Source organism: Photorhabdus aegyptia, from assembly GCF_000612035.1.
Lineage (GTDB): Bacteria > Pseudomonadota > Gammaproteobacteria > Enterobacterales > Enterobacteriaceae > Photorhabdus > Photorhabdus akhurstii.
On record NZ_JFGV01000052.1, the window covers coordinates 15,858 to 37,248 of the forward strand.

The following is a 21,391-nucleotide window of genomic DNA, read 5'->3' on the forward strand; positions in this document are numbered from 1 at the left end:
TTAAAATACGGTATCGATAAAAGGTTCATTTGGACGTGCTTTATGCATGTTCTCTTTTGGGTTTCGGAACCCTTCAAGGAACCTTTAAAAAACGCCCAACCGTTTTTAAAGGTTCCTCTCCTCAAGCTTTTGTCATCATTAGCAGTTGGCAACTCATACTCTTCAATTCTTTGTGCCCTCCACAAAAAAATTTCGCGGAGGGCGGACCTATTATGCACTATGTTTCAGTAACATAGACTTAATATGGCCAATAGCTTTTGTTGGATTCAACCCCTTAGGGCACACACTGACACAATTCATGATGCTATGGCAACGGAAAACACTAAAAGCATCATTCAACTTATCTAATCGTGAAGCCGTTTCAGTATCACGGCTGTCAATCAGGAAGCGATATGCCGCCAGTAAACCCGCAGGCCCGATAAATTTATCAGGGTTCCACCAGAATGACGGACAAGAAGTTGAACAACATGCACACAGGATACACTCGTACAGACCATCGAGTTTTTCCCTTTGTGCAGGTGATTGTAAATGTTCACGCGCCGGTGGATTTTTACCGTCATTCAACAAATATGGGCGAATCTTCTCATATTGCGCATAGAATTGCCCCATATCTACAACCAAGTCACGGATAACCGGCAAACCTGGCAACGGACGGATAACAATTTTCTTGCTGCCACGCCGCAAAGCCGAAACAGGCGTAATACAGGCCAAGCCATTTTTACCATTCATGTTGAGGCCATCAGAACCACAAACCCCTTCACGGCAAGAACGGCGGAAAGAGAGTGTTGGGTCCTGTTCTTTAAGCTGGATTAACGCATCCAGCAACATCATGTCACGCCCTTCTTCTGCTTCCAGCGTGTAATCCTGCATACGAGGAGCGCTGTCAACATCCGGGTTGTAACGATAAATCGAAAATTCAAGTTTCATAATCTATTCCTCCGCAACTGGATTATCAGCAACTCATTAGTAAGTACGCGCTTTCGGCGGAAATGCTTCACGCAGTTTTGGCTGCATGTTGACATTACGACGAGTCATAGTTTCAGTTTGCGGTAGATAGAGGGTATGGCATAACCAGTTCGCATCATCACGATCCGGATAATCGAAACGGCTGTGAGCACCGCGGCTTTCAGTACGGAAGTTAGCAGCAACCGCCGTAGAAAATGCCGTTTCCATCAGGTTATCAAGCTCCAGACACTCAATACGTTGGGTATTAAACTCTGAGGAAGTATCATCCAAACGGGCATTTTTCAGGCGTTCACGGATAACTTTAAGTTCTTCCAGCCCTTTCGCCATTGCATCGCCTTCACGGAATACCGAGAAGTTGTTCTGCATGCACGCTTGCAAATCTTTACGAATTTTAACCGGGTCTTCACCAGTACTCGCGCTATTCCAACGGTTCAGACGTTGCAGGGATACTTCGATGTCAGATTCGCTAGCTTCGCGGCTAGTGCCTTGCTCCATCAGCGATTCTTTCAGGTGCAAACCGGCAGAACGGCCAAACACCACCAAATCCAACAGAGAGTTCCCCCCCAGACGGTTTGCGCCATGAACAGATACACAGGCAATTTCACCGACAGCAAACAGGCCCGGAATAACGACATCTTCACCTTTTTCATTAACCATCAGTGCCTGACCGGTAACTTTAGTTGGGATGCCTCCCATCATATAGTGGCAAGTCGGAATAACCGGGATCGGTTCTTTTACCGGATCAACGTGGGCGAAAGTACGGGATAATTCAAGAATACCCGGCAGACGAGATTCCAACACCTCTTTACCCAAATGATCCAGTTTCAGCTTAGCATGAGGCCCCCAAGGACCATCACAGCCACGGCCTTCGCGGATTTCGATCATGATGGAACGCGCCACGACATCACGACCAGCCAAATCTTTAGCATTTGGTGCATAACGCTCCATAAAGCGCTCACCATCTTTATTCAACAAATAACCACCTTCACCGCGGCAGCCTTCCGTCACCAGAACACCCGCCCCGGCAATACCGGTTGGATGGAATTGCCACATTTCCATATCCTGTACAGGCACACCCGCACGCAGCGCCATACCTACACCATCACCGGTGTTAATGTGAGCGTTAGTTGTTGATTGATAGATGCGACCGGCGCCACCCGTTGCCAGAATAGTCGCCTTCGCTTTGAAATAAACCACTTCACCGGTTTCAATAGAGATCGCAGTACAACCAACAATGCTGCCATCCTGATTTTTAACCAGATCCAACGAATACCATTCAGAAAAAATAGTAGTGTGATTTTTTAAGTTCTGCTGATACAGCGTATGCAACAGGGCATGACCGGTACGGTCTGCCGCCGCGGCTGTACGTGCCGCCTGCTCACCACCAAAGTTTTTTGACTGGCCGCCGAATGGACGTTGATAAATACGACCGTCATCCAAACGCGAAAATGGCAACCCCATGTGCTCCAGCTCCAGAATCGCCTCCGGCCCGGTCTTACACATGTACTCAATCGCATCCTGGTCACCGATATAGTCGGAGCCTTTCACCGTGTCATACATGTGCCATTCCCAGTTATCGTCATGGGAGTTACCCAACGCAACGGTGATCCCCCCCTGCGCGGATACAGTATGAGAACGGGTTGGGAATACTTTGGAAATCAAAGCACAAGATAATCCCATTTGTGAAATTTGTAGCGCAGCGCGCATGCCAGCGCCACCCGCACCAATAACGACTGCATCAAACTCTCTTACTGGCAGTTTCATCTATACACCCCACACCACAATTGTTCCATAAATCAAGTAAGCCATCAGCGCAACGATAATCGCCAATTGCAGCATTAAACGCAGTGCCAGCGGCTTTACATAGTCAGTTAGTACTTGCCACATACCAATCCAGGCGTGAGCCAGAATGGAAAACAGGGCCAGCACAGTGAAGACTTTAGTGATGGATGAGGCGAAGAAACCCCGCCAGACTTCATAAGTAATATCCGACGTTGTAACGACAAAGCCCAACATATAAAGAACATATAAAACAATAATCATTGCGGACGCGCGCAATAATAGCCAATCATGGATACCCGTGCGACCCAATGCAGATGCGTTACTTACCATACCAGTACTCCAGCCAGAATCGACAGAATAACAGCAATCCCGATTGCCACTTTGGCAGAGAGACTACCGACCGCTAAGTTTTCTTCCAAGTAGCCGAAATCCATCAGCATATGACGGATACCACCACAGATATGGTAAGCCAGTGCGGTCAGAATGCCCCACACAATAAACTTAGCGAAAAATCCCGTCATAATATCGGCGGCTTGCTGAAACCCTTCTTGCGAGGAGAGAGACATTCCTAACAACCAGAGGAGAATTCCTACTGCTATGAAAGTAATGACGCCAGAGACACGGTGCAAGATCGAGGCTATTGCAGAGACTGGAAAGTGTATCGTCTGCAAATCAAGGTTGACAGGTCTTTGTTTTTTCACAATTTTGCCCACACAGCTCTTTTATTATTTTCCTTCCTCCGGACCTGGGCGGAAATCAGACAGCGATAAGAGGATACAAAGACACAACATTTAATCAAACGATAGATCCTTGATGTTAAGGAATGTTGTGATTTAGTTACGCTGGGTGCTCCTACAGCAGGGTAATCCGGAGACCTGGCGGCAGTATATGTGCTTCACATTATTATTACAATTCCAACACAATATGATTAGCTACATTTCCACTGAACAGTGATTAAGATCACGATTCAAACATATTGCACAAAATTAATTATCTTGTTTGACAAACTTTAAACATTTATCTTACATATATGGTTGAAAACACTTTTGAGATTGATTTTTGGTAAGAGGAAAGACCTCAAGAAAAGCTAAAGTTATGTAACTGTGTAGTCCGCACGAATCATAATCATTTTTGTAGTCAATGCATAAAACATAACTCTCAAAAATTCGCTAACAACCCGAAAACCATTGTCGTCCGGGGTGAAATTTCAGCCTTAAATGTGATATTGGCCTGATTTCAGCTTTTCCCCGGTAGTACAGTGTCAGGGGACACAGTATAAGAACCTATTCCACCAGGCATTATGAGTGTAGGCCATCTTGTCAATAAATTGGGAACACAGATTGCACCGCAACCGGAGTATGCGCACAGTCTGTAAGAGGCGATTCACTCATAAATCGCTCACCGGCGCGGGCCACACCAAAGTGCATTCAAAAGTGATCGCTTTTGTCAGAGCACCGTCCAAGCCTGTTCTTGATGACAAAGAATGGTCGATAAAATAGCCTGATAAGATAGACTCTATATAGTGTCTTTCCGCCGTGGTTGTTAAGAGTTATAAAAATGAAAGCGCTAAGGAGACTGTAATGGCAGATAACAAAGCAACTCTAACCCCAGACGGTTCAGTTGCTATTGAATTGGACGTGCTAACACCGACCCTTGGGTCTAAAGTCATCGACGTTCGTACTCTCGGCTCCCAAGGTTTCTATACCTACGACCCTGGTTTTACTTCTACAGCATCTTGCGAATCCAAGATCACCTACATTGATGGTAACGAAGGTGTATTGCTGCACCGTGGTTTCCCTATCGACCAGCTAGCGACAAAATCTACTTATCTGGAAGTCTGTTATATCCTGCTGTATGGTGAGACACCAACACAAGAACAGTTTGATAAATTCAAAAAAACTATTACCCGTCACACTATGATCCATGAACAGATCCATCGCCTGTTCAACGGCTTCCGCCGTGATTCGCACCCAATGGCGGTGCTGTGTGGTGTTACCGGCGCTCTGGCTGCTTTCTATCATGATGCTCTGGATGTGAACAATCCACGTCACCGAGACATTACCGCCTACCGTCTGCTGTCAAAAATGCCGACAGTGGCCGCCATGTGCTACAAATACTCTATTGGTCAGCCATTCGTTTATCCACGCAATGACCTCTCCTACGCAGGCAACTTCCTACACATGATGTTCGCTACACCATGCGAAGAATATAAAGTGAACCCTGTATTGGAGCGTGCTATGGATCGCATTTTAATCCTACATGCGGACCATGAACAAAACGCGTCTACCTCAACAGTACGTACCGCAGGTTCTTCCGGCGCCAACCCATTTGCCTGTATTGCCGCAGGTATCGCTTCTCTCTGGGGACCTGCTCATGGCGGCGCAAACGAAGCTTGTCTACGTATGCTGGAAGAAATCCAGTCAGTTGAACATATTCCTGAATTTATTAACCGGGCCAAAGATAAGAATGATGCTTTCCGTCTGATGGGATTTGGTCATCGTGTTTACAAAAACTATGATCCTCGCGCAACCGTCATGCGTGAAACCTGCCATGAAGTGCTAGATGAACTCGGCCTGAATGACAGCCTGCTGGAAGTTGCTATGGAGCTTGAACGTATTGCTCTACACGACCCCTATTTTATTGAGAAGAAACTGTATCCGAACGTGGATTTCTACTCAGGCATTATCCTGAAAGCAATGGGGATTCCATCCACCATGTTCACTGTTATTTTCGCCATTGCCCGTACTATCGGCTGGATCGCTCACTGGAATGAAATGCATGATGATGGCGTGAAAATTGCTCGCCCACGTCAACTCTATACCGGCTACACAAAACGTGATTTCAAAAGCCAGCTTGAAAAATAATAATAAAATCCGATTACGATAAGGGCCAAGCTGTGACTGCTCCACGCCGCAAACGGCGAGGCTTCCCACTTCTCAGGCCGCCACCGTCGATATAACGGATTTACGCGGGCCTCCGTGGGCAGAAACGACGAGTCCCGCCGCCTGTAATTCTGTTGTGCCCTTGCACTGGATGTTGAGCGCCGCATTGATATCGCGGTCATGTTCGACACCACAGCAAGGGCATAGCCAGATCCGCTTATGCAGCGGCATTTCCGGCACTTTGTGGCCGCAGCAATGGCAAGTTTTCGAGCTGGCGAACCACTGATCCAGTTTGACCAGATGAACGCCCGCCGCCGCGGCTTTGTATTCCAGTTTCTTGATGAAGCCATGCCAGCCAGCATCCCCGATAGCCCGAGCAAGGTGGTGATTCTTCATCATATTGGCCGATTTCAGCGTCTCGACAATGACCGCTTGGTTTTCGTCAACCATTGTCCGGGAGAGTTTGTGTTGAAAATCGGCACGGGCATTGGCTACCCGTTCGTGTACCGCGGCGACCTGTAAACGTGCCTTTCGACGGTTGGCGCTGCCTTTCTGTTTTCGGGACAGGGCTTTCTGCTTGCGACGCAGGTTACGGGCGGCGTTGATAAGGTGACGAGGGTTATTCACCTTCTCCCCGTCCGACTGGATAAGATAGTGGGATAAACCCATATCACACCCTGTCACGCGGGTGATAACGCCCGGCTTTTCCGGTACATCCCAACCATCGTCACACAGGATAGCGGCGAAATATTTTCCCGTAGCTGTTCGGGAGAGCGTAATGCTCTTCACTTGCCCTTCAATTTCTCGGTGTATGTGCGCCTTTATCGGTGACAATTTCGGGATCTTCACGGCGCCATCCAGCACTTTCACCCCAATACAGTGATAGCTGGATTGCCGGCCGTGTTTGCGTTTGAACGTGGGAAATTTGGCTTGCAACTTCGGATTGAAAAAATTATCAAACGCGGTATTCAGATTGATCACCGCCTGCTGTAACGCGATGGCGTCATATGCCTTGAGCCAGGCGTACTTGCGTGATTTCTTCGCGACCGCCAGTAGCGGTTTAAGATCTTTGCGCGGATTTAAACTCACACCGTGACGTCTATAAGCATGCTTTTTGATGTGCAGCGCCTTATTGTACGCAAAACGGACCGCACCGAACTGGCCGTTAAGATACGCGGCCTGTTCGGGTGTGGGGTAGAGGCGGACTTTGGTCGCTCTTAACATATTCAGCGCTCATTGAGAAAGTGCCTTCATTTTAGCCTGTGACAGGAAGATATCAACGGGTTGTGCATTTGATATTCACGACAAAATCCCGTCGAAAGCGCTTTGATGGACGGATGATACACCCGTTACGTGAGGCATTCAGTTCAGCGGTGGCAAAGCTGGGATGTGAAAGGGTTTATCGGTCTGCACACACCGTGCCAAATCTAATCATGTTGACGTTGTAATCAATTTTCAAGATACAAGGGTTTACCGCAGTTTTTGCTAGCTTAATAGCTAGGGCTTTATTCAATTGGAAAGATTATTCAGTGAAATTTGATGCCATACCAGTACAGCTTAAAGCACTGTAAAAATTGATCTCATCACTTTCCTTGTGTATGCTCGTTATCCAAGAGTAGGTACAAGCGACTTACTCTCTAAATTATCAAACGTAGCCTCTACTTGCGTGTGTAGCGAGATCACCAGGATCAAAATTCACAGTTCTATGAATCGGATAGAATAACGTTATTGATAAAAAAACGTTAATTATGAAAAGCTTATCAAAAGCTTTGAAGCCCACCAGCGGTGGGCTTCGCTTATTTCAATGTCAGCATTAGAAGAACGTGATCACGCCGGGTTTGGAATATCGATAAAAGTGACATCCAGACCATAATTATCAGCCAGCCACTCCCCTAAAGCCTTAATACCATAACGCTCGGTGGCATGGTGGCCCGCAGCATAAAAATGCAGCCCCATTTCACGGGCGATATGAATCGTCTGCTCTGACACTTCACCGGTAATGAAAGCATCAACACCAAATTCAGCCGCCTGTTGAATAAAACCCTGACCACCGCCGGTGCACCAGGCAAGCGTGCGAATCTCCTCAGGCGCGTTATCGCCCACATGCAACACTTTGCGACCAAGCGCCTGTTCAATACGTGAAGCTAACTCCACCGGTGATATCGGCTGATCAAATTCCCCATGCGGTACGAATGGTTCAATCAACCCAACAACTTTCGCATTCATCAGACGGGCCAATTGCGCGTTATTGCCCAGTGATGGATGAGCATCAAGCGGCAGATGATAACCGTATAAATTGATATCATTACCGAGTAGAGTTTTCAGACGATTACGTTTCATACCACGAATCACCGTTGGCTCATTTTTCCAAAAATAGCCATGATGAACGATAATAGCATCAGCCTGATGACGAACCGCTTCATCTAATAAAGCCTGACAAGCGGTCACACCGGTAACGACTCGCTGAATATGAGTACGCCCTTCAACTTGTAAACCATTGGGGGCGTAATCCTGAAACTCACCAACATTCAGCTCTTGGTTAATCACATTTTCCAGCTCAATATTACGCATCATATTCGTCCTGTGTATTAGTTGTATGACAGTAATATACCGTTACCAGTCTCCAATTGTCAGTTGTTAACCGTTCTTGACGGCCAAAACCTGTTCTGATTGTTTTAACCATACGGGCTTATCGCTGGTTTTTACCCATATACGATACAAGTAACTGTAAAAACGGACGCGATCACGACGAAACAACATAACCGGCAACGCCAGGATACCGAAAGTGACAGCGCCAATACGGCGTAAAAGAACTTGATACCAAGGATACTCACGATATGAAGACATATTTGTCCTCCTTAAAATGATCCCACTTTTCCGCAGAATCTTAAAAATAATCAATCTGTAAATTGTTTAAAATTTTATCGCAAAAAATGAAAATTTACCACTTATCAGATCACTTTTAAGCCGTTATTGTCGCTATATTTTCTATTTTATGTAATTTTATTACATAAAATATGATAAAAATGTAATATTACAAACATTTTATTAACAGTCAGTGAAAATGAGATTAACGATACAGGCATTTGAAAATATCCGTTTGACGCTAGCAATAAAAGCAAGGATTGCCAATATGAAAACTTTGATTGATAATCATTATAAAGCAGAGAAAAACGATATTATTCTTTGCGCCATACTATTTTCCAGAATGATTGTGGATTAACTATGACAGATAATAGGAGGAAAGATGAAGGTATTAACTGTTATATTATTAATATTAGTAATAAATGTTTCAGGTTGTGTCTCCAAAAAACACGCTTTTTCTATTGACTATAAAGCAAATGGTGAAACTTTTCATTTAACTCCATTATGTATAGAGGAAATTACCCCGAAAAAAGGGGATAATTACTATTCCATTTTCATTAAAGTAAAAAATAACTCTCATTGCAGTAAACCATTTAATCTCTTTATAAAGAAAAACGTAGGAAAAAAACTATCTGTTTTCTTTAACAATAAACCAATATTGAAAAACACTAATATAATTACGCCAATACATGTCGAAAATGGCTTCTATCAGGCAATAGATTCAAATGTAACATTTGAAGAAATAGAAAAATATTTAATTCATTGAAATAAATGGCTTTTTAATATAAAAAGCCATTTATTAAATATTTTATAAAATTCATATACGGAGTATTTCTTGTTAATCATTAATAATCACATTAACACTTAACCCTACATTCTCATAATAGGCTAAAATAATTTAACCCATATTATAAAATCGCAATTAATTTAATTATCAACACAAAAATATATAATTAAAAAATAAGAAAATCACACACCAATTTTTAATATTTCGATTATTTTATCAATATTGTATAAATAATCAAAACATTCATGAATAGGGTTATGGATTAATTTAAAATCACCTAATGCTCCTAACCATTCACTTTCTCATAAGTGTATCTTCTGCTGAAAAAGGGAATTATTTTTATAGTTCTAAACAAGATAGGTTTCTATTTAAGTCTTCTTTTATTAGTCATTTTTACACTTTTTTTACACATCCACTCACTCTTTTATCAGCATCTTTGCATCCCCTTCCCTAATCTTTATCCATCCAAGTTTTCGGGAGATAAGCAATGAGCATATCCTGCATTTCCGGCGTGTTATTAGTAGCCCTGTTACTAGTTTATCTGATTTATGCGCTACTTCATGCGGAGGATTTTTAAATGGCAGCATCCGCTTTTTTATTGATCACCAGTTTCTTATTGATTTTGATGTTACTGGCAAAGCCACTCGGAAATGTTATCGCCAATATGATCGACGGTAATATTCCGCGCGGGCTGACTAAAGCAGAGTCAAGCCTTTGGCGTTGCTGTGGCTTACAAAAACCTGGCGGTACCGTCAAAGAGATGAACTGGCGGCAATACGCATTAGCTATCATTATCTTTAATCTGACCGGGCTACTGCTGCTATTCACGCTTTTAGTCACACAACACGCCCTTCCCCTTAATCCTGAACATTTCCCCGGACTCAAATGGGATCTGGCGCTGAATACAGCAGTCAGCTTTATCACCAATACCGATTGGCAGTCATACAGTGGAGAAAACACCCTCAGCTACTTTAGCCAGATGACAGGTCTAACGGTGCAGAACTTTCTTTCTGCGGCGACCGGTATTGCCGTAGCATTTGCGCTGATACGCGCATTTTCCCGTCATGGCGTCAAAACCGTAGGCAACGCCTGGGTTGATATCACACGTATCACACTTTATCTGCTATTACCGCTGTCTATAGTTATCACGCTCGTTTTTGTCAGTCAGGGAGTGATTCAGAATTTCGAACCGTATCAATTAGCTCACACCATTGAAGGCCAACAGCAATTAATTCCGATGGGTCCCGTCGCCTCGCAAGAAGCTATCAAATTATTGGGAACCAATGGTGGTGGATTCTTTGATGCTAATTCATCACACCCCTTTGAAAATCCAACCGCCATCAGCAATTTCGTTCAGATACTCTCTATCTTCTTGATCCCTTGCGCACTCTGTTTTGCTTTTGGGCAAGTGGTTGGCGATAACCGTCAAGGGTACGCTCTATTATGGGCAATGAGTATCATCTTTATCATTGCCACCGTAGGAGTCATGTATGCCGAACTGAAAGGGAATCCCCATTTCAGCCTGTTAGGCGCCAACAGTAATATCAATATGGAAGGTAAAGAGAATCGCTTTGGCATCCTCGCAACCTCAATTTATGCCGTAGTCACAACCGCCGCTTCCTGTGGGGCAGTCAATGCTATGCATGACTCTTTCACTGCGCTTGGCGGCATGATCCCAATGTGGTTGATACAAATTGGCGAAGTCGTGTTTGGCGGCGTCGGTTCTGGTTTATACGGTATGTTACTGTTCGTTCTGCTGACCGTTTTTATCGCCGGTTTAATGATAGGCCGCGCCCCTGAATATCTCGGTAAAAAAATCGAAGTATTCGAGATAAAAATGGTGGCGCTGGCGATTTTAGTTACTCCTACACTGGCTCTTTTAGGTACAGCGCTTGCCATCTCCACCGCCAGTGGACGTGCCGGTATTTTGAACCCTGGCGCTCATGGTTTCAGTGAAGCGCTCTATGCCCTCTCCTCCGCTGCCAACAATAATGGCAGTGCTTTCGCCGGCCTCAATGCCAACAGTATGTTTTACAACCTGTTGCTAACCATCATCCTGTTTTTGGGCCGCTTTGGCATGATCCTGCCAGTACTTGCTATTGCCGGTTCTTTGGTCGTAAAAAAACGCCAGCCTGCCAGCAACGGTACACTTCCCACCTACAGCACACTGTTTATCAGTCTATTGATTTTGACCATCATGCTAATCGGTGCCTTGACTTTTATTCCGGCTCTGATCCTTGGCCCGGTAATTGAACATTTACAAATCTGGCTAATGGCCCGATAAGAGCCAAAGAGAGGAATACCATGACCAACAAGCAACAGACATTATTCGAGCCTGCTTTGATTCGTAATGCCCTGATTGATTCAGTCAAAAAATGTCATCCGGCCGCACAATGGCGTAACCCAGTGATGTTTGTCGTCTATCTAGGCAGTGGGTTAACCACCATTTTATGGATTACCATGTTAACGGGTCAATTCAAGGGAAATGCGTTGTTCACCGGTAGCATCGCCTTATGGCTATGGTTTACTGTGTTATTCGCTAACTTTGCCGAAGCACTGGCAGAAGGGAGAAGCAAAGCTCAAGCCGCCAGCCTTAAAGGGGTAAGAAAAACCAGTTGGGCAACCAAACTCACCTCATCCAATCGTCATGCAGCCAGAGAGAAAGTCCCTTCTGACAGCCTTCGTAAAGGGGATATCGTCATTATTGAAGCCGGTGAAACTATCCCTTGCGATGGTGAAGTTATCGAAGGTGGCGCTTCTGTTGACGAAAGCGCAATCACCGGAGAATCTGCCCCAGTTATCCGCGAATCTGGCGGTGATTTTTCCTCTGTAACCGGCGGCACGCATGTGCTATCTGACTGGCTGGTGGTTGAATGTTCGGTTAATCCCGGTGAAACTTTTCTTGACCGCATGATTTCAATGGTGGAAGGGGCTAAACGTCGTAAAACCCCAAACGAGATCGCACTGACTATCCTGTTGACGGCTCTGACAATCATCTTTCTATTGGTGTGTGTCACTCTGCTGCCCTTTTCAATATTCAGCGTGGAAGCTAACCAATCTGGTCAACCTATCACTGTCACGGTATTGATAGCGTTATTAGTCTGTCTTATTCCTACCACCATTGGTGGTTTACTTTCTGCAATTGGTGTCGCAGGCATGAGCCGCATGCTAGGCGCGAATGTTATCGCCACCAGCGGACGAGCCGTTGAAGCCGCGGGTGATGTGGATGTGTTGCTACTGGATAAAACCGGTACCATCACCTTGGGAAATCGCCAAGCCTCTCAGTTTCTGCCCGTGCCCGGCATAACAGAACAGCAGTTGGCGGATGCCGCCCAACTCTCTTCTTTAGCCGATGAAACACCAGAAGGCCGCAGCATTGTTATTCTGGCAAAACAGCGATTCAATTTGCGTGAACGTGATCTGCGCTCCCTGAACGCAACTTTCGTGCCGTTCTCCGCCATGACGCGAATGAGTGGCGTTAATGTGGAAAACCGCATGATCCGCAAAGGCGCTGTCGATGCGATCCGCCGCCATATCGAAGTCAATCACGGAAAATTCCCAGAAGCCGTGGAAATTTTGGTACAGACAGTGGCACGTAAAGGAGGTACGCCGCTGGTTGTCGCAGAAAATCAACAGGTACTGGGAGTCGTCGCGCTAAAAGATATCATAAAAGGCGGTATTAAAGAGCGATTCAGTGAAATGCGCCGTATGGGAATCAAGACCGTTATGATTACCGGCGATAACCGTCTGACCGCGGCGGCGATTGCCGCAGAAGCCGGAGTAGATGACTTTCTGGCGGAAGCCACCCCCGAAGCCAAACTAGCCCTGATCCGCCAATATCAATCCGAAGGCCGTCTGGTCGCCATGACCGGTGATGGCACTAATGATGCCCCGGCACTTGCTCAGGCCGATGTTGCCGTTGCTATGAATTCAGGCACTCAGGCAGCTAAAGAAGCCGGCAATATGGTGGATCTGGATTCCAACCCAACCAAACTGATTGAAGTTGTCCATATTGGTAAACAGATGTTGATGACACGTGGCTCTCTGACCACATTCAGTATCGCCAATGATATCGCAAAATATTTCGCCATTATCCCGGCGGCGTTTGCCGTCACTTATCCACAATTAAATATCTTGAATATCATGCACCTGCATTCGCCCACTTCGGCGGTTTTATCGACAGTTATCTTTAACGCACTGATTATTGTTTTCCTGATCCCATTGGCTCTCAAAGGCGTGAGCTACCGACCAATGAATGCCTTGTCGCTTTTACGTCGCAACTTGTGGATTTATGGTCTGGGTGGTCTGATAGCGCCTTTCATCGGCATCAAACTAATAGATATGTTGCTCACTTTGCTGATACTTAAATAAAGGTGATGAAAATGATTTGGTTACGTTCTTCTGTTGTGTTGTTGATATTTCTGACACTGATTACCGGCGTAGCTTATCCATTGCTGGCAACAGGTTTGTCAGAACTGATGTTCCCTTATCAAGCACAAGGCTCTATGGTAAAACAAGAGGGTCGAACCGTTGGCTCTGAACTGATTGGCCAACCCTTCACTAAAGCGACCTATTTTCAGGGACGTCCTTCTGCTACCGTAGATTATCCCTATAACGCACTGGCCTCTGGCGGCAGCAATTTAGCGCCCTCCAACCCGATATTAGATGATGAAATCAAACGCAGAGTTGAGCAACTACGTCAATTTAACCGCCAACCAGACATTCCTGTACCGGTTGATCTGGTCACCGCATCCAGTAGCGGGCTTGATCCTCACATTTCACCCGCCGCCGCTGACTTCCAAGCACAGAGAGTCGCTGATGCCCGCCATTTACCGGTTAAAGTAGTAAAACAATTAATCAGGGATAATATTGAGCCACCTCCATCGGAATTCCTCGGTGAGCCAGTGATTAATGTGTTAAAACTTAATCTTGCCCTTGATAATTTGCACAAGAAAAAACAGTAAGGTTGAACATGGATCAACACGAACCACAGCGCCCTAACCCGGATGAATTACTGACACTGGTTAACGAGAAACAGCGCGGTAAATTAAAAATATTTTTCGGGGCCTGCGCTGGCGTGGGAAAAACCTACGCCATGTTGCAGGAAGCGCAAAGATTGCGTTCTCAGGGGCTGGATGTGGTTATCGGCGTAGTCGAAACCCATGAGCGGCAAGGAACTGCCGCTTTACTTAATGGTCTGCCACAACTGCCACTTAAACAGATCCACTACCGACGGCGCAGAACCACCGCCTTTGATCTTGATGCCGCCATTGCCCGCCACCCGGCCATCATTTTGATGGATGAGTTGGCATTCAGTAATCCCCACACCAGCCGCCATCCCAAACGCTGGCAGGACGTTGAAGAGTTGCTTGAGGCTGGCATAGATGTCCTGACCACCATCAATGTTCAGCATCTGGAAAGCCTCAATGACGTTGTGGGTGATATTACCGGTATCCGAGTCAGGGAAACTATCCCGGATCACATCTTTGATCAGGCGAATGAAATTGTCTTAGTTGATCTGCCTCCAGATGATCTGCGCCAGCGGCTCCATGAAGGTAAGGTATATATTCCTAGCCAAGCAGAACGTGCCATCGAAAATTTTTTTCGCAAAGGTAATTTGATTGCATTGCGGGAGCTCGCTTTACGCCGGACGGCTGATCGCGTTGATGATCAAATGCGTGCTTTCCGCGACACACAAGGGCCTGAACCGGTCTGGCATACCCGTGATAATCTTCTACTGTGCATTGGTAATAGCTCAGGTAATGAGAAACTCATCCGCACTGCCGCTCGCCTTGCGGCCCGATTAGGCTGTATCTGGCATGCCATCTATGTTGAAACTCCAAAACTGTACCAACTACCCGAAGGTAAACGGCGCACTATTTTAAAAGCACTTAGATTAGCGCATGAATTAGGGGCTGAAACCGCGACACTTTCCGATTCAAACAAAGAAAAAGCGGTATTACGTTATGCCAGAGAACATAACCTCGGCAAGATTCTGATAGGCCGTCGCTGTACCTCCAAACAGAAGCTGTTTGGCTGGCAATGGCGTCCAGGTTTTGCTGACCGACTGGGAAAACTAGGGCCAGATTTGGATCTGGTCATTGTCGCATTAGAAGAACGCAGCCAATGGGATAAAGAGCATGACAACCGCCCTGTGAGTGAAAAATGGCGAGTACAGATTCAGGGCTGCTTAATCGCTATTGCGCTCTGTACACTTATCACCCTGTTCTCCCGAACATTCTTGCTGACCCTTGATAAAGCCAATCTTGTCACACTTTATCTGCTTGGCGTCGTCATTATTGCGCTATTTTACGGACACCGACCCTCAATCTTCGCCGCTTTTATTAATGTTATTAGTTTCGATATCTTCTTTGTACAGCCTCATTGGTCTCTTGCTGTTACCGATATGCAGTACCTGCTGACTTTTAGTGTCATGCTGATAGTGGGCGTCGTCGTTGGAAACCTCACTGCGGGAATGAGATATCAGGCGCGAATTGCCCGTTACCGCGAACAGCGAACCCGCAATCTCTATGAAATGACCCGTGAACTGAGCCGAGCGCTGAATGAAGAAGATATTGCCCGCACCAGCTACCATTTTCTTACCAATAGTTTTCAGGCTAAAACCGGCCTCTTTTTACCCAACGACGATGGCAACTTATATCAATTGACGACAAATAATGGCGGTCATATGCTGATTGATGATGCCATTGCAAAATGGAGCTTTGATAAAAATCTGCCGGCCGGAGCGGGAACCGATACGCTACCTAGCGTACCTTACCAACTACAGCCTATTGCTACACCTTCTCAGACACTGGCTGTATTGGCTATTGAGCCATCTTATTTGCGCCAGTTACTGATCCCTGAACAACAGCGATTGCTGCAAACATTTACCGGTCTCATCGCCAACGCCCTGGAAAGATTGCAACTCTCGCGCCGGGCAGAATCCGCTAAACTGGATACAGAGCGGGAACAGTTACGTAACTCGCTTCTGGCGGCCCTGTCTCACGATTTACGCACACCACTGACAGTCCTGTTCGGACAAGCGGAGATCCTGATGTTAGATTTATCTGCCGAAGGCTCTCCACATACCAAACAGGTGAATCAGATCCGCCAACAAATTCTCAGCACTTCCCGTCTGGTTAATAACTTACTGGACATGGCGCGTATCCAATCGGGAGGAATTCAGCTCAATCTGGAATGGCAATCGCTGGAAGAGATCGTCGGCAGTACCTTACGTTCTCTGGAATATGCGCTCAACCGTCACCCAGTCGCGGTTTCCCTGCCATCTGATTTGCTGTTGCATTGTGATGCCAGTTTACTGGAGCGGGTATTTATCAACCTGTTGGAAAACGCAATCAAATATACCGATGACCAAACACCACTGGGCATCAAAGCGACAACAGGAAAAAATCAGATTCATATTGAAGTTTGGGATGCGGGTAAAGGCATTCCCCCGGAACAAGAACAGTTAATTTTCGATAAATTCTCCCGCGCTCGCAAAGAGTCCGCCATTCCCGGCGTGGGCCTCGGATTAGCAATTTGCCGGGCAATTATTGAAATCCACCAAGGAAAGATTTGGGCGACCAATAACGAAAAAGGTGGAGCAAGTTTTCACTTTGTTCTACCGTTAGAGAAACCACCAGAAATTATTACTGAGGAGATGTGATTATTACTAACAATAACACCATTTTGATTATTGAAGATGAGAAAGAGATCCGACGCTTTGTCCGGCTAGCGTTGGAAGGTGAAGGCTATCGCGTATTTGACAGTGATACGCTGAAATGGGGCCTGATTGAAGCGGGAACCCGTAAGCCTGACTTAATTATTCTTGATTTGGGCTTGCCGGATGGTGACGGTATTAATTTGATCCGTGATCTACGCCAGTGGAGCTCAATTCCCGTTATTGTTCTCTCTGCCCGTGATAAAGAAGCGGATAAAGTTGCGGCATTGGATGTCGGCGCTGATGACTATCTGAGTAAACCCTTTGGCATCAGTGAACTATTGGCAAGAGTCCGGGTTGCTTTACGTCGTTTTGCCAGAACCAATAAAGAAGAATCGATCGTTCATTTTTCTGATGTCGTTGTCGATCTGGTTAACCGCCGAATTACCAAAAACGATGAAGAACTACATCTCACTCCAATTGAATTCCGATTGTTAGGTGAATTATTGGCAAATAGCGGCAAAGTACTCACCCAACGCCAATTACTCAACCAGGTTTGGGGCCCTAATTATGTTGAACACAACCATTATTTACGGATTTATATGGGGCATTTACGACAAAAATTAGAAACCGACCCAACCAGACCAAAACATTTACTGACTGAAACCGGCATTGGCTATCGGTTTATGCCTTAATGCCTGAAACACAAATCTAATCTCTTCATGTCTCAGGCAATTAACATCTCTCAGCCAAACTTAGCTTATTTCACCTGACACACATGTTCAGATAAATAATAAGCGACAGACTCTTCGCAACAAGAACCAATAATATCGGCACCCGGAAGCGCTTGTTTAACCCTATCCTGTGCCGTGCCCATGATGACCCCTTTAGCGGCGGTTGAAAGCATTTCTACATCATTCATACCATCGCCAAACGCAATAGTTTGATTGATTGGGACGCCAAGAAACTCAGCTAACTGAATTAAAGCTTGCCCTTTCGAAACACCACTACCCATTACCTCCAGACACCAAGGAAATGAGAAAGCGACACTGACATTATCAGAAAATAGATCAATTAAATGACGTTCTAATTTAACCAACTCATCATGATCTCTCTTCTTGTGAATGAAAAAGATTTTCTCAACCGCATCACAAGGCATTTCATCAGCCTGTCTAACTACAGGATTAAAATTATCATTCTGATTAAAATCACTGAAACTATGGTGTAGCTCACTGGTTAACCATTGGGAACCACAATACATATTAATCACTAAATCCTGATCCGCCTGAGTTTCCTCAATCACTCTTTTTACTACATCACCCGGTAGATATTGTTTGATATCCAATTTCTTACAGGCACTGGTCAATCTGGCGCCATTAGACGTAATCAGATGTACAGGTATACCAAAGTCACCAATAATAGCATTAACATCAGCATGATGCCTGCCGGTGGCAAATACGATCTGCTTACCTTTATTTGACAAATTAGTCAACACCTGATGGGTAAATTTACCTATCGTATCCCCGTGAAGTAATAGAGTTCCATCAAGATCTGTAGCAATAAGATTATACATAAGCGCTTCCCGGTACATTAAGAGCAGTTATCATCTAAGCTTTATTAAGCAATTCGAGCGATGCCTGCTTGGTAAATGTCATCCTTTCTTCCAGACTATGATTATCCTTTTCATAATAAATTGTTGCCTCTGCATTAACCTGAGGTCTTGGAGTTATTTTTTCCAATATTGGCATCGTGTCAAGGAATAATTGTCTGGAATAGTTAATAGCCCTTGTATAAGTATCAATAACCTCTTCAAATTCAGGGTAAATAGAAAATGAGATCTGATTGACAATTGGCCCCGCGTCAATACCTTCATTAATTTCATGGATCGTCACACCGTGGGACTGTTCTCCATTTTTCAAAGCCCAGTTTACCGGCCTTACGCCGCGATATTTAGGCAAATAGGACAAATGGATATTCAAGATTCTCTTACAAGAATTAATGAATTTTAACGGTAATATCCGCTTATGAAATACGACAAAGCATAAATCACAAGTGAAATCACCGCTGTCATAGCCGGGTAGATTCTCAACCTTATTATCCTCAATAACAGAAATATTATTTTGATAACAGAATTCGATTAATGTCTGATCAGTACTCACAGGTTCGAATTTATCTGCCACCACGTGCGATATTTTATACTCTTTATGATTTAAGAAATACTGACAAATGAAAATTGCCAATTCTCCTTTACCACAAATTACCACTGTTTTTGGATGGCTCATTCGCAAACCTCGTTAATTTCCTTAACCACACTAATATCACTAATATTAATTAGCCCCTGCATCACCATACGCAATGAACGTATTAAAATTTCATTATCGCTTGGTGTTCGGCAAGAAATACGCAAATACCTATCAGAATCTATATTTCCTTTGCCAGAACACTCTTTTACATATAACCCATGAATATCTAAAAGTAACTGTGATATCGTTTTTGCATCAGAAACATGCAATTTACAGTAAACAAAATTAGAATCCGTTTCATAGGCAGTAATACCTTCGATTGAATTTAATTCTTGCTGTAATTTTAACGTATCAATAATCACTTGTTCACAACTTAATTTATAACTCTCTCTATATTGAGGTAATCTCAATAAAAACTCTTCAGCAAAACCATTAATATTCCAAATGGGTAATACCGCTCTTATTTTACCAAGTAATTCCTGATTTGCAGTGGCAATATACCCGATACGAATACCACCAATGCCAAAGGTTTTACTCATGCTTCGAATAACAGATAAATTCTTATAGTTATCTAAATGCTTTAACATTGTGTCATCACGCATTTTAGAGAAATCTAAGAAAGATTCATCAATAATTAAATCGATATTTAATGCTAACAATTCGCCAGCCAAATATAACAGACTATCAATAGGCGTCAGTTTACCTGTCGGATTATTTGGTGATTCAATCACTACCACATTTGGCTTTTCCTCTTTCGCCAACGTTAATAGTTCATCAATATCTATCTCAAAATCTCTGCTCTCTTTACTATAGCTAAATATTGTTCTGTCTTTACCAAAGCAATTAGCATATTCATTAAATGAAGGTACCGTGACTAATACTTTACCTGTATAAACATCAGGAAGCCGTTTAATTATCTCAGCAGCGCCATTCGAAATACATAATTGCGTTCTCTCTATCCCAATAAATTCAGATAAAGCATGTTCGACTAAACGATTCCCGCCAGGATAATTTAAAAATATTTCATCAAAATTATTCTTTATTTCATCTTTCAATTTCTTAGGTGGAAAATTGAAATTATAAATTAATCCAAAGTCAATAATAGGATAACGCCAGTAACCACCGTGCCTATTTTGAATAAGATCTAATTTATTATTACTTGAGATAAAGTCACAAATAGTAAGATCATAAGTATTATCTACCTCATACCATTGAGAATGATCAACAATACTTGCTTTAAATTCAGCCATATTATTCAGCAAAGACTGTTTAAATATATCCTCATAATATAACCCAGTTGATCCGCTATTAACGTAACTTTCTAGCTCTTTAGTAACATATTCAGCAAAATTAGCGGTGCAAATATTATAAATATTTACCGTCTTATATTGACCTTCTTCAACCTGATAATGACTATCCTTAGTAGAACTTAATGCAATAATATTATCTTTATCTATTTTTGCATAAGTCCCTTCCATATTACCACTAAGAGGAGAAACAAGGACATTGAGATCGCCTGCTTTTAACATCACTGTTTCCAAACATTTCTTTGTGAAGAAGATATCCCCTTCAAGGATCAGCGTATCTTGCTTAATCCAATTCCTGGCAAGATATAAAGAATAGATATTATTGGTTGATTCCCACTTTTCACTATTAACAAATTCAATATGTAAGTTATATGCGCCTTGTTCAATATGAGACATTAAAACATCGCTCTTATAACCCACCACAATAATAACTTTTTTAATACCGACAGCTTCGATATTCCTCAGCGCATTATCGATAAACGATATCTGATTTGTTTCTACCAAAGGTTTTGGTTTATTTGATGTTCTAGTTGATAATCTGCTGCCTCTTCCGGCACAGAGAATGATTGCTGTTTTCATATGCATAGTCTTAATAAATTATTTTAAATTGATGTTAAAAGGTTATTTTTATTCTTAAATAGGAATTAACCTAAAATATAGTCCGTTAATAATGATATAAAATTGATATTGAATTAAATATTAATTAAATACGAGGTCATATATAACATGTTGATATACCCAAACCCCATCAATTCTTCCGTGGAAACTTGCCTCACCACCATTTTCACCACCCGTCTTTACACCCAGGGCGGGATTCCACTTTGTATTTAATTTAATCAAAGATAAGTTGACTACGGAATTCCCCTGACCAAATGGCTCTTCGACGTTTAGCCGCCTGA

19 protein-coding genes and 1 pseudogene are annotated in these 21,391 nt (G+C 43.9%); 9 read left to right on the forward strand and 11 right to left on the reverse strand.

The window, feature by feature from the left end; genetic code table 11:
• Positions 1–210 precede the first annotated feature (210 nt).
• From BA1DRAFT_RS15520 to sdhC, 4 genes are read right to left on the reverse strand one after another with little or no spacing between them, the layout of a single operon-like run.
• Positions 211–927, reverse strand: coding sequence for a succinate dehydrogenase iron-sulfur subunit (locus tag BA1DRAFT_RS15520; RefSeq protein WP_036780842.1), 717 nt, complete (start codon positions 925–927; stop codon positions 211–213).
• Between the two features lie 36 nt (positions 928–963).
• On the reverse strand, positions 964–2,730 hold the full coding sequence (gene sdhA, locus BA1DRAFT_RS15525; protein WP_036780844.1) for a succinate dehydrogenase flavoprotein subunit: 1,767 nt from the start codon (positions 2,728–2,730) through the stop codon (positions 964–966).
• A complete protein-coding gene (gene sdhD / locus BA1DRAFT_RS15530; protein ID WP_036780845.1) occupies positions 2,731–3,078 on the reverse strand; it encodes a succinate dehydrogenase membrane anchor subunit in 348 nt (115 codons plus the stop codon). It lies immediately after the preceding gene.
• On the reverse strand, positions 3,072–3,461 hold the full coding sequence (gene sdhC / locus BA1DRAFT_RS15535) for a succinate dehydrogenase cytochrome b556 subunit (protein ID WP_036780848.1): 390 nt from the start codon (positions 3,459–3,461) through the stop codon (positions 3,072–3,074). Before sdhC ends, sdhD begins: the two co-directional genes overlap by 7 nt.
• An 867-nt stretch (positions 3,462–4,328) precedes the next feature.
• Here sdhC and BA1DRAFT_RS15540 point away from each other — a divergent pair.
• On the forward strand, positions 4,329–5,612 hold the full coding sequence (locus BA1DRAFT_RS15540; RefSeq protein WP_036780850.1) for a citrate synthase: 1,284 nt from the start codon (positions 4,329–4,331) through the stop codon (positions 5,610–5,612).
• 72 nt (positions 5,613–5,684) lie between these two features.
• On the opposite strand, the gene BA1DRAFT_RS15545 is transcribed toward BA1DRAFT_RS15540, so the two are convergent.
• A complete protein-coding gene (locus BA1DRAFT_RS15545; protein ID WP_036780852.1) occupies positions 5,685–6,854 on the reverse strand; it encodes an RNA-guided endonuclease InsQ/TnpB family protein in 1,170 nt (389 codons plus the stop codon).
• Positions 6,855–6,913: 59 nt separating this feature from the next.
• Here BA1DRAFT_RS15545 and BA1DRAFT_RS24690 point away from each other — a divergent pair.
• Positions 6,914–7,024: pseudogene (locus BA1DRAFT_RS24690) on the forward strand (IS200/IS605 family transposase); the annotation flags it as partial.
• A gap of 433 nt (positions 7,025–7,457) precedes the next feature.
• Here BA1DRAFT_RS24690 and BA1DRAFT_RS15550 read toward each other — a convergent pair.
• Both BA1DRAFT_RS15550 and BA1DRAFT_RS15555 read right to left on the reverse strand, forming a co-directional pair.
• On the reverse strand, positions 7,458–8,201 hold the full coding sequence (locus BA1DRAFT_RS15550; RefSeq protein ID WP_036780853.1) for a type 2 GTP cyclohydrolase I: 744 nt from the start codon (positions 8,199–8,201) through the stop codon (positions 7,458–7,460).
• A 66-nt stretch (positions 8,202–8,267) separates the two neighbouring features.
• Complete coding sequence (locus BA1DRAFT_RS15555) at positions 8,268–8,477, reverse strand: YbfA family protein (RefSeq protein ID WP_036780856.1); 210 nt, start codon at positions 8,475–8,477, stop codon at positions 8,268–8,270.
• Positions 8,478–8,877: 400 nt separating this feature from the next.
• On the opposite strand from BA1DRAFT_RS15555, the gene BA1DRAFT_RS15560 reads away from it, so the two are divergent.
• The 7 genes from BA1DRAFT_RS15560 (at position 8,878) to kdpE (ending at position 17,637) form a co-directional block, all read left to right on the forward strand.
• A complete protein-coding gene (locus tag BA1DRAFT_RS15560; RefSeq protein ID WP_036780858.1) occupies positions 8,878–9,261 on the forward strand; it encodes a hypothetical protein in 384 nt (127 codons plus the stop codon).
• Positions 9,262–9,769: 508 nt separating this feature from the next.
• Positions 9,770–9,859, forward strand: coding sequence for a K(+)-transporting ATPase subunit F (gene kdpF, locus BA1DRAFT_RS24695; protein ID WP_071647059.1), 90 nt, complete (start codon positions 9,770–9,772; stop codon positions 9,857–9,859).
• Positions 9,860–11,566, forward strand: a complete 1,707-nt coding sequence (gene kdpA / locus BA1DRAFT_RS15565; RefSeq protein ID WP_036780861.1) for a potassium-transporting ATPase subunit KdpA — start codon at positions 9,860–9,862, stop codon at positions 11,564–11,566. It abuts the gene before it with no gap.
• A 20-nt stretch (positions 11,567–11,586) separates the two neighbouring features.
• On the forward strand, positions 11,587–13,653 hold the full coding sequence (gene kdpB, locus BA1DRAFT_RS15570) for a potassium-transporting ATPase subunit KdpB (protein ID WP_036780864.1): 2,067 nt from the start codon (positions 11,587–11,589) through the stop codon (positions 13,651–13,653).
• A gap of 11 nt (positions 13,654–13,664) precedes the next feature.
• Complete coding sequence (kdpC, locus tag BA1DRAFT_RS15575; RefSeq protein ID WP_036780867.1) at positions 13,665–14,246, forward strand: potassium-transporting ATPase subunit KdpC; 582 nt, start codon at positions 13,665–13,667, stop codon at positions 14,244–14,246.
• 8 nt (positions 14,247–14,254) lie between these two features.
• Entirely contained in the window at positions 14,255–16,948 is a 2,694-nt protein-coding gene (gene kdpD / locus BA1DRAFT_RS15580) for a two-component system sensor histidine kinase KdpD (protein WP_036780869.1), read from the forward strand.
• Positions 16,945–17,637: a two-component system response regulator KdpE gene (gene kdpE / locus BA1DRAFT_RS15585; RefSeq protein WP_036780871.1), complete on the forward strand. Its 693-nt coding sequence runs from the start codon at positions 16,945–16,947 to the stop codon at positions 17,635–17,637. Before kdpD ends, kdpE begins: the two co-directional genes overlap by 4 nt.
• Positions 17,638–17,702: 65 nt before the next feature.
• On the opposite strand, the gene BA1DRAFT_RS15590 is transcribed toward kdpE, so the two are convergent.
• From BA1DRAFT_RS15590 to BA1DRAFT_RS24145, 4 genes are all read right to left on the reverse strand, one after another.
• The gene (locus tag BA1DRAFT_RS15590; protein ID WP_036780873.1) at positions 17,703–18,515 is read right to left on the reverse strand and encodes a Cof-type HAD-IIB family hydrolase; all 813 of its coding nucleotides are present in this window, start codon (positions 18,513–18,515) and stop codon (positions 17,703–17,705) included.
• 34 nt (positions 18,516–18,549) lie between these two features.
• Entirely contained in the window at positions 18,550–19,224 is a 675-nt protein-coding gene (locus BA1DRAFT_RS15595; RefSeq protein WP_036780874.1) for a formyl transferase, read from the reverse strand.
• Positions 19,221–21,071 (reverse strand): aminotransferase class I/II-fold pyridoxal phosphate-dependent enzyme, encoded by a 1,851-nt coding sequence (locus tag BA1DRAFT_RS15600; RefSeq protein WP_200868792.1) that lies wholly within the window; start codon positions 21,069–21,071, stop codon positions 19,221–19,223. The genes BA1DRAFT_RS15595 and BA1DRAFT_RS15600 overlap by 4 nt, the downstream gene beginning before the upstream one ends.
• A gap of 120 nt (positions 21,072–21,191) precedes the next feature.
• Positions 21,192–21,391: hypothetical protein (locus tag BA1DRAFT_RS24145; RefSeq protein WP_036780882.1), on the reverse strand; the 200-nt coding region annotated here is incomplete at its 5' end.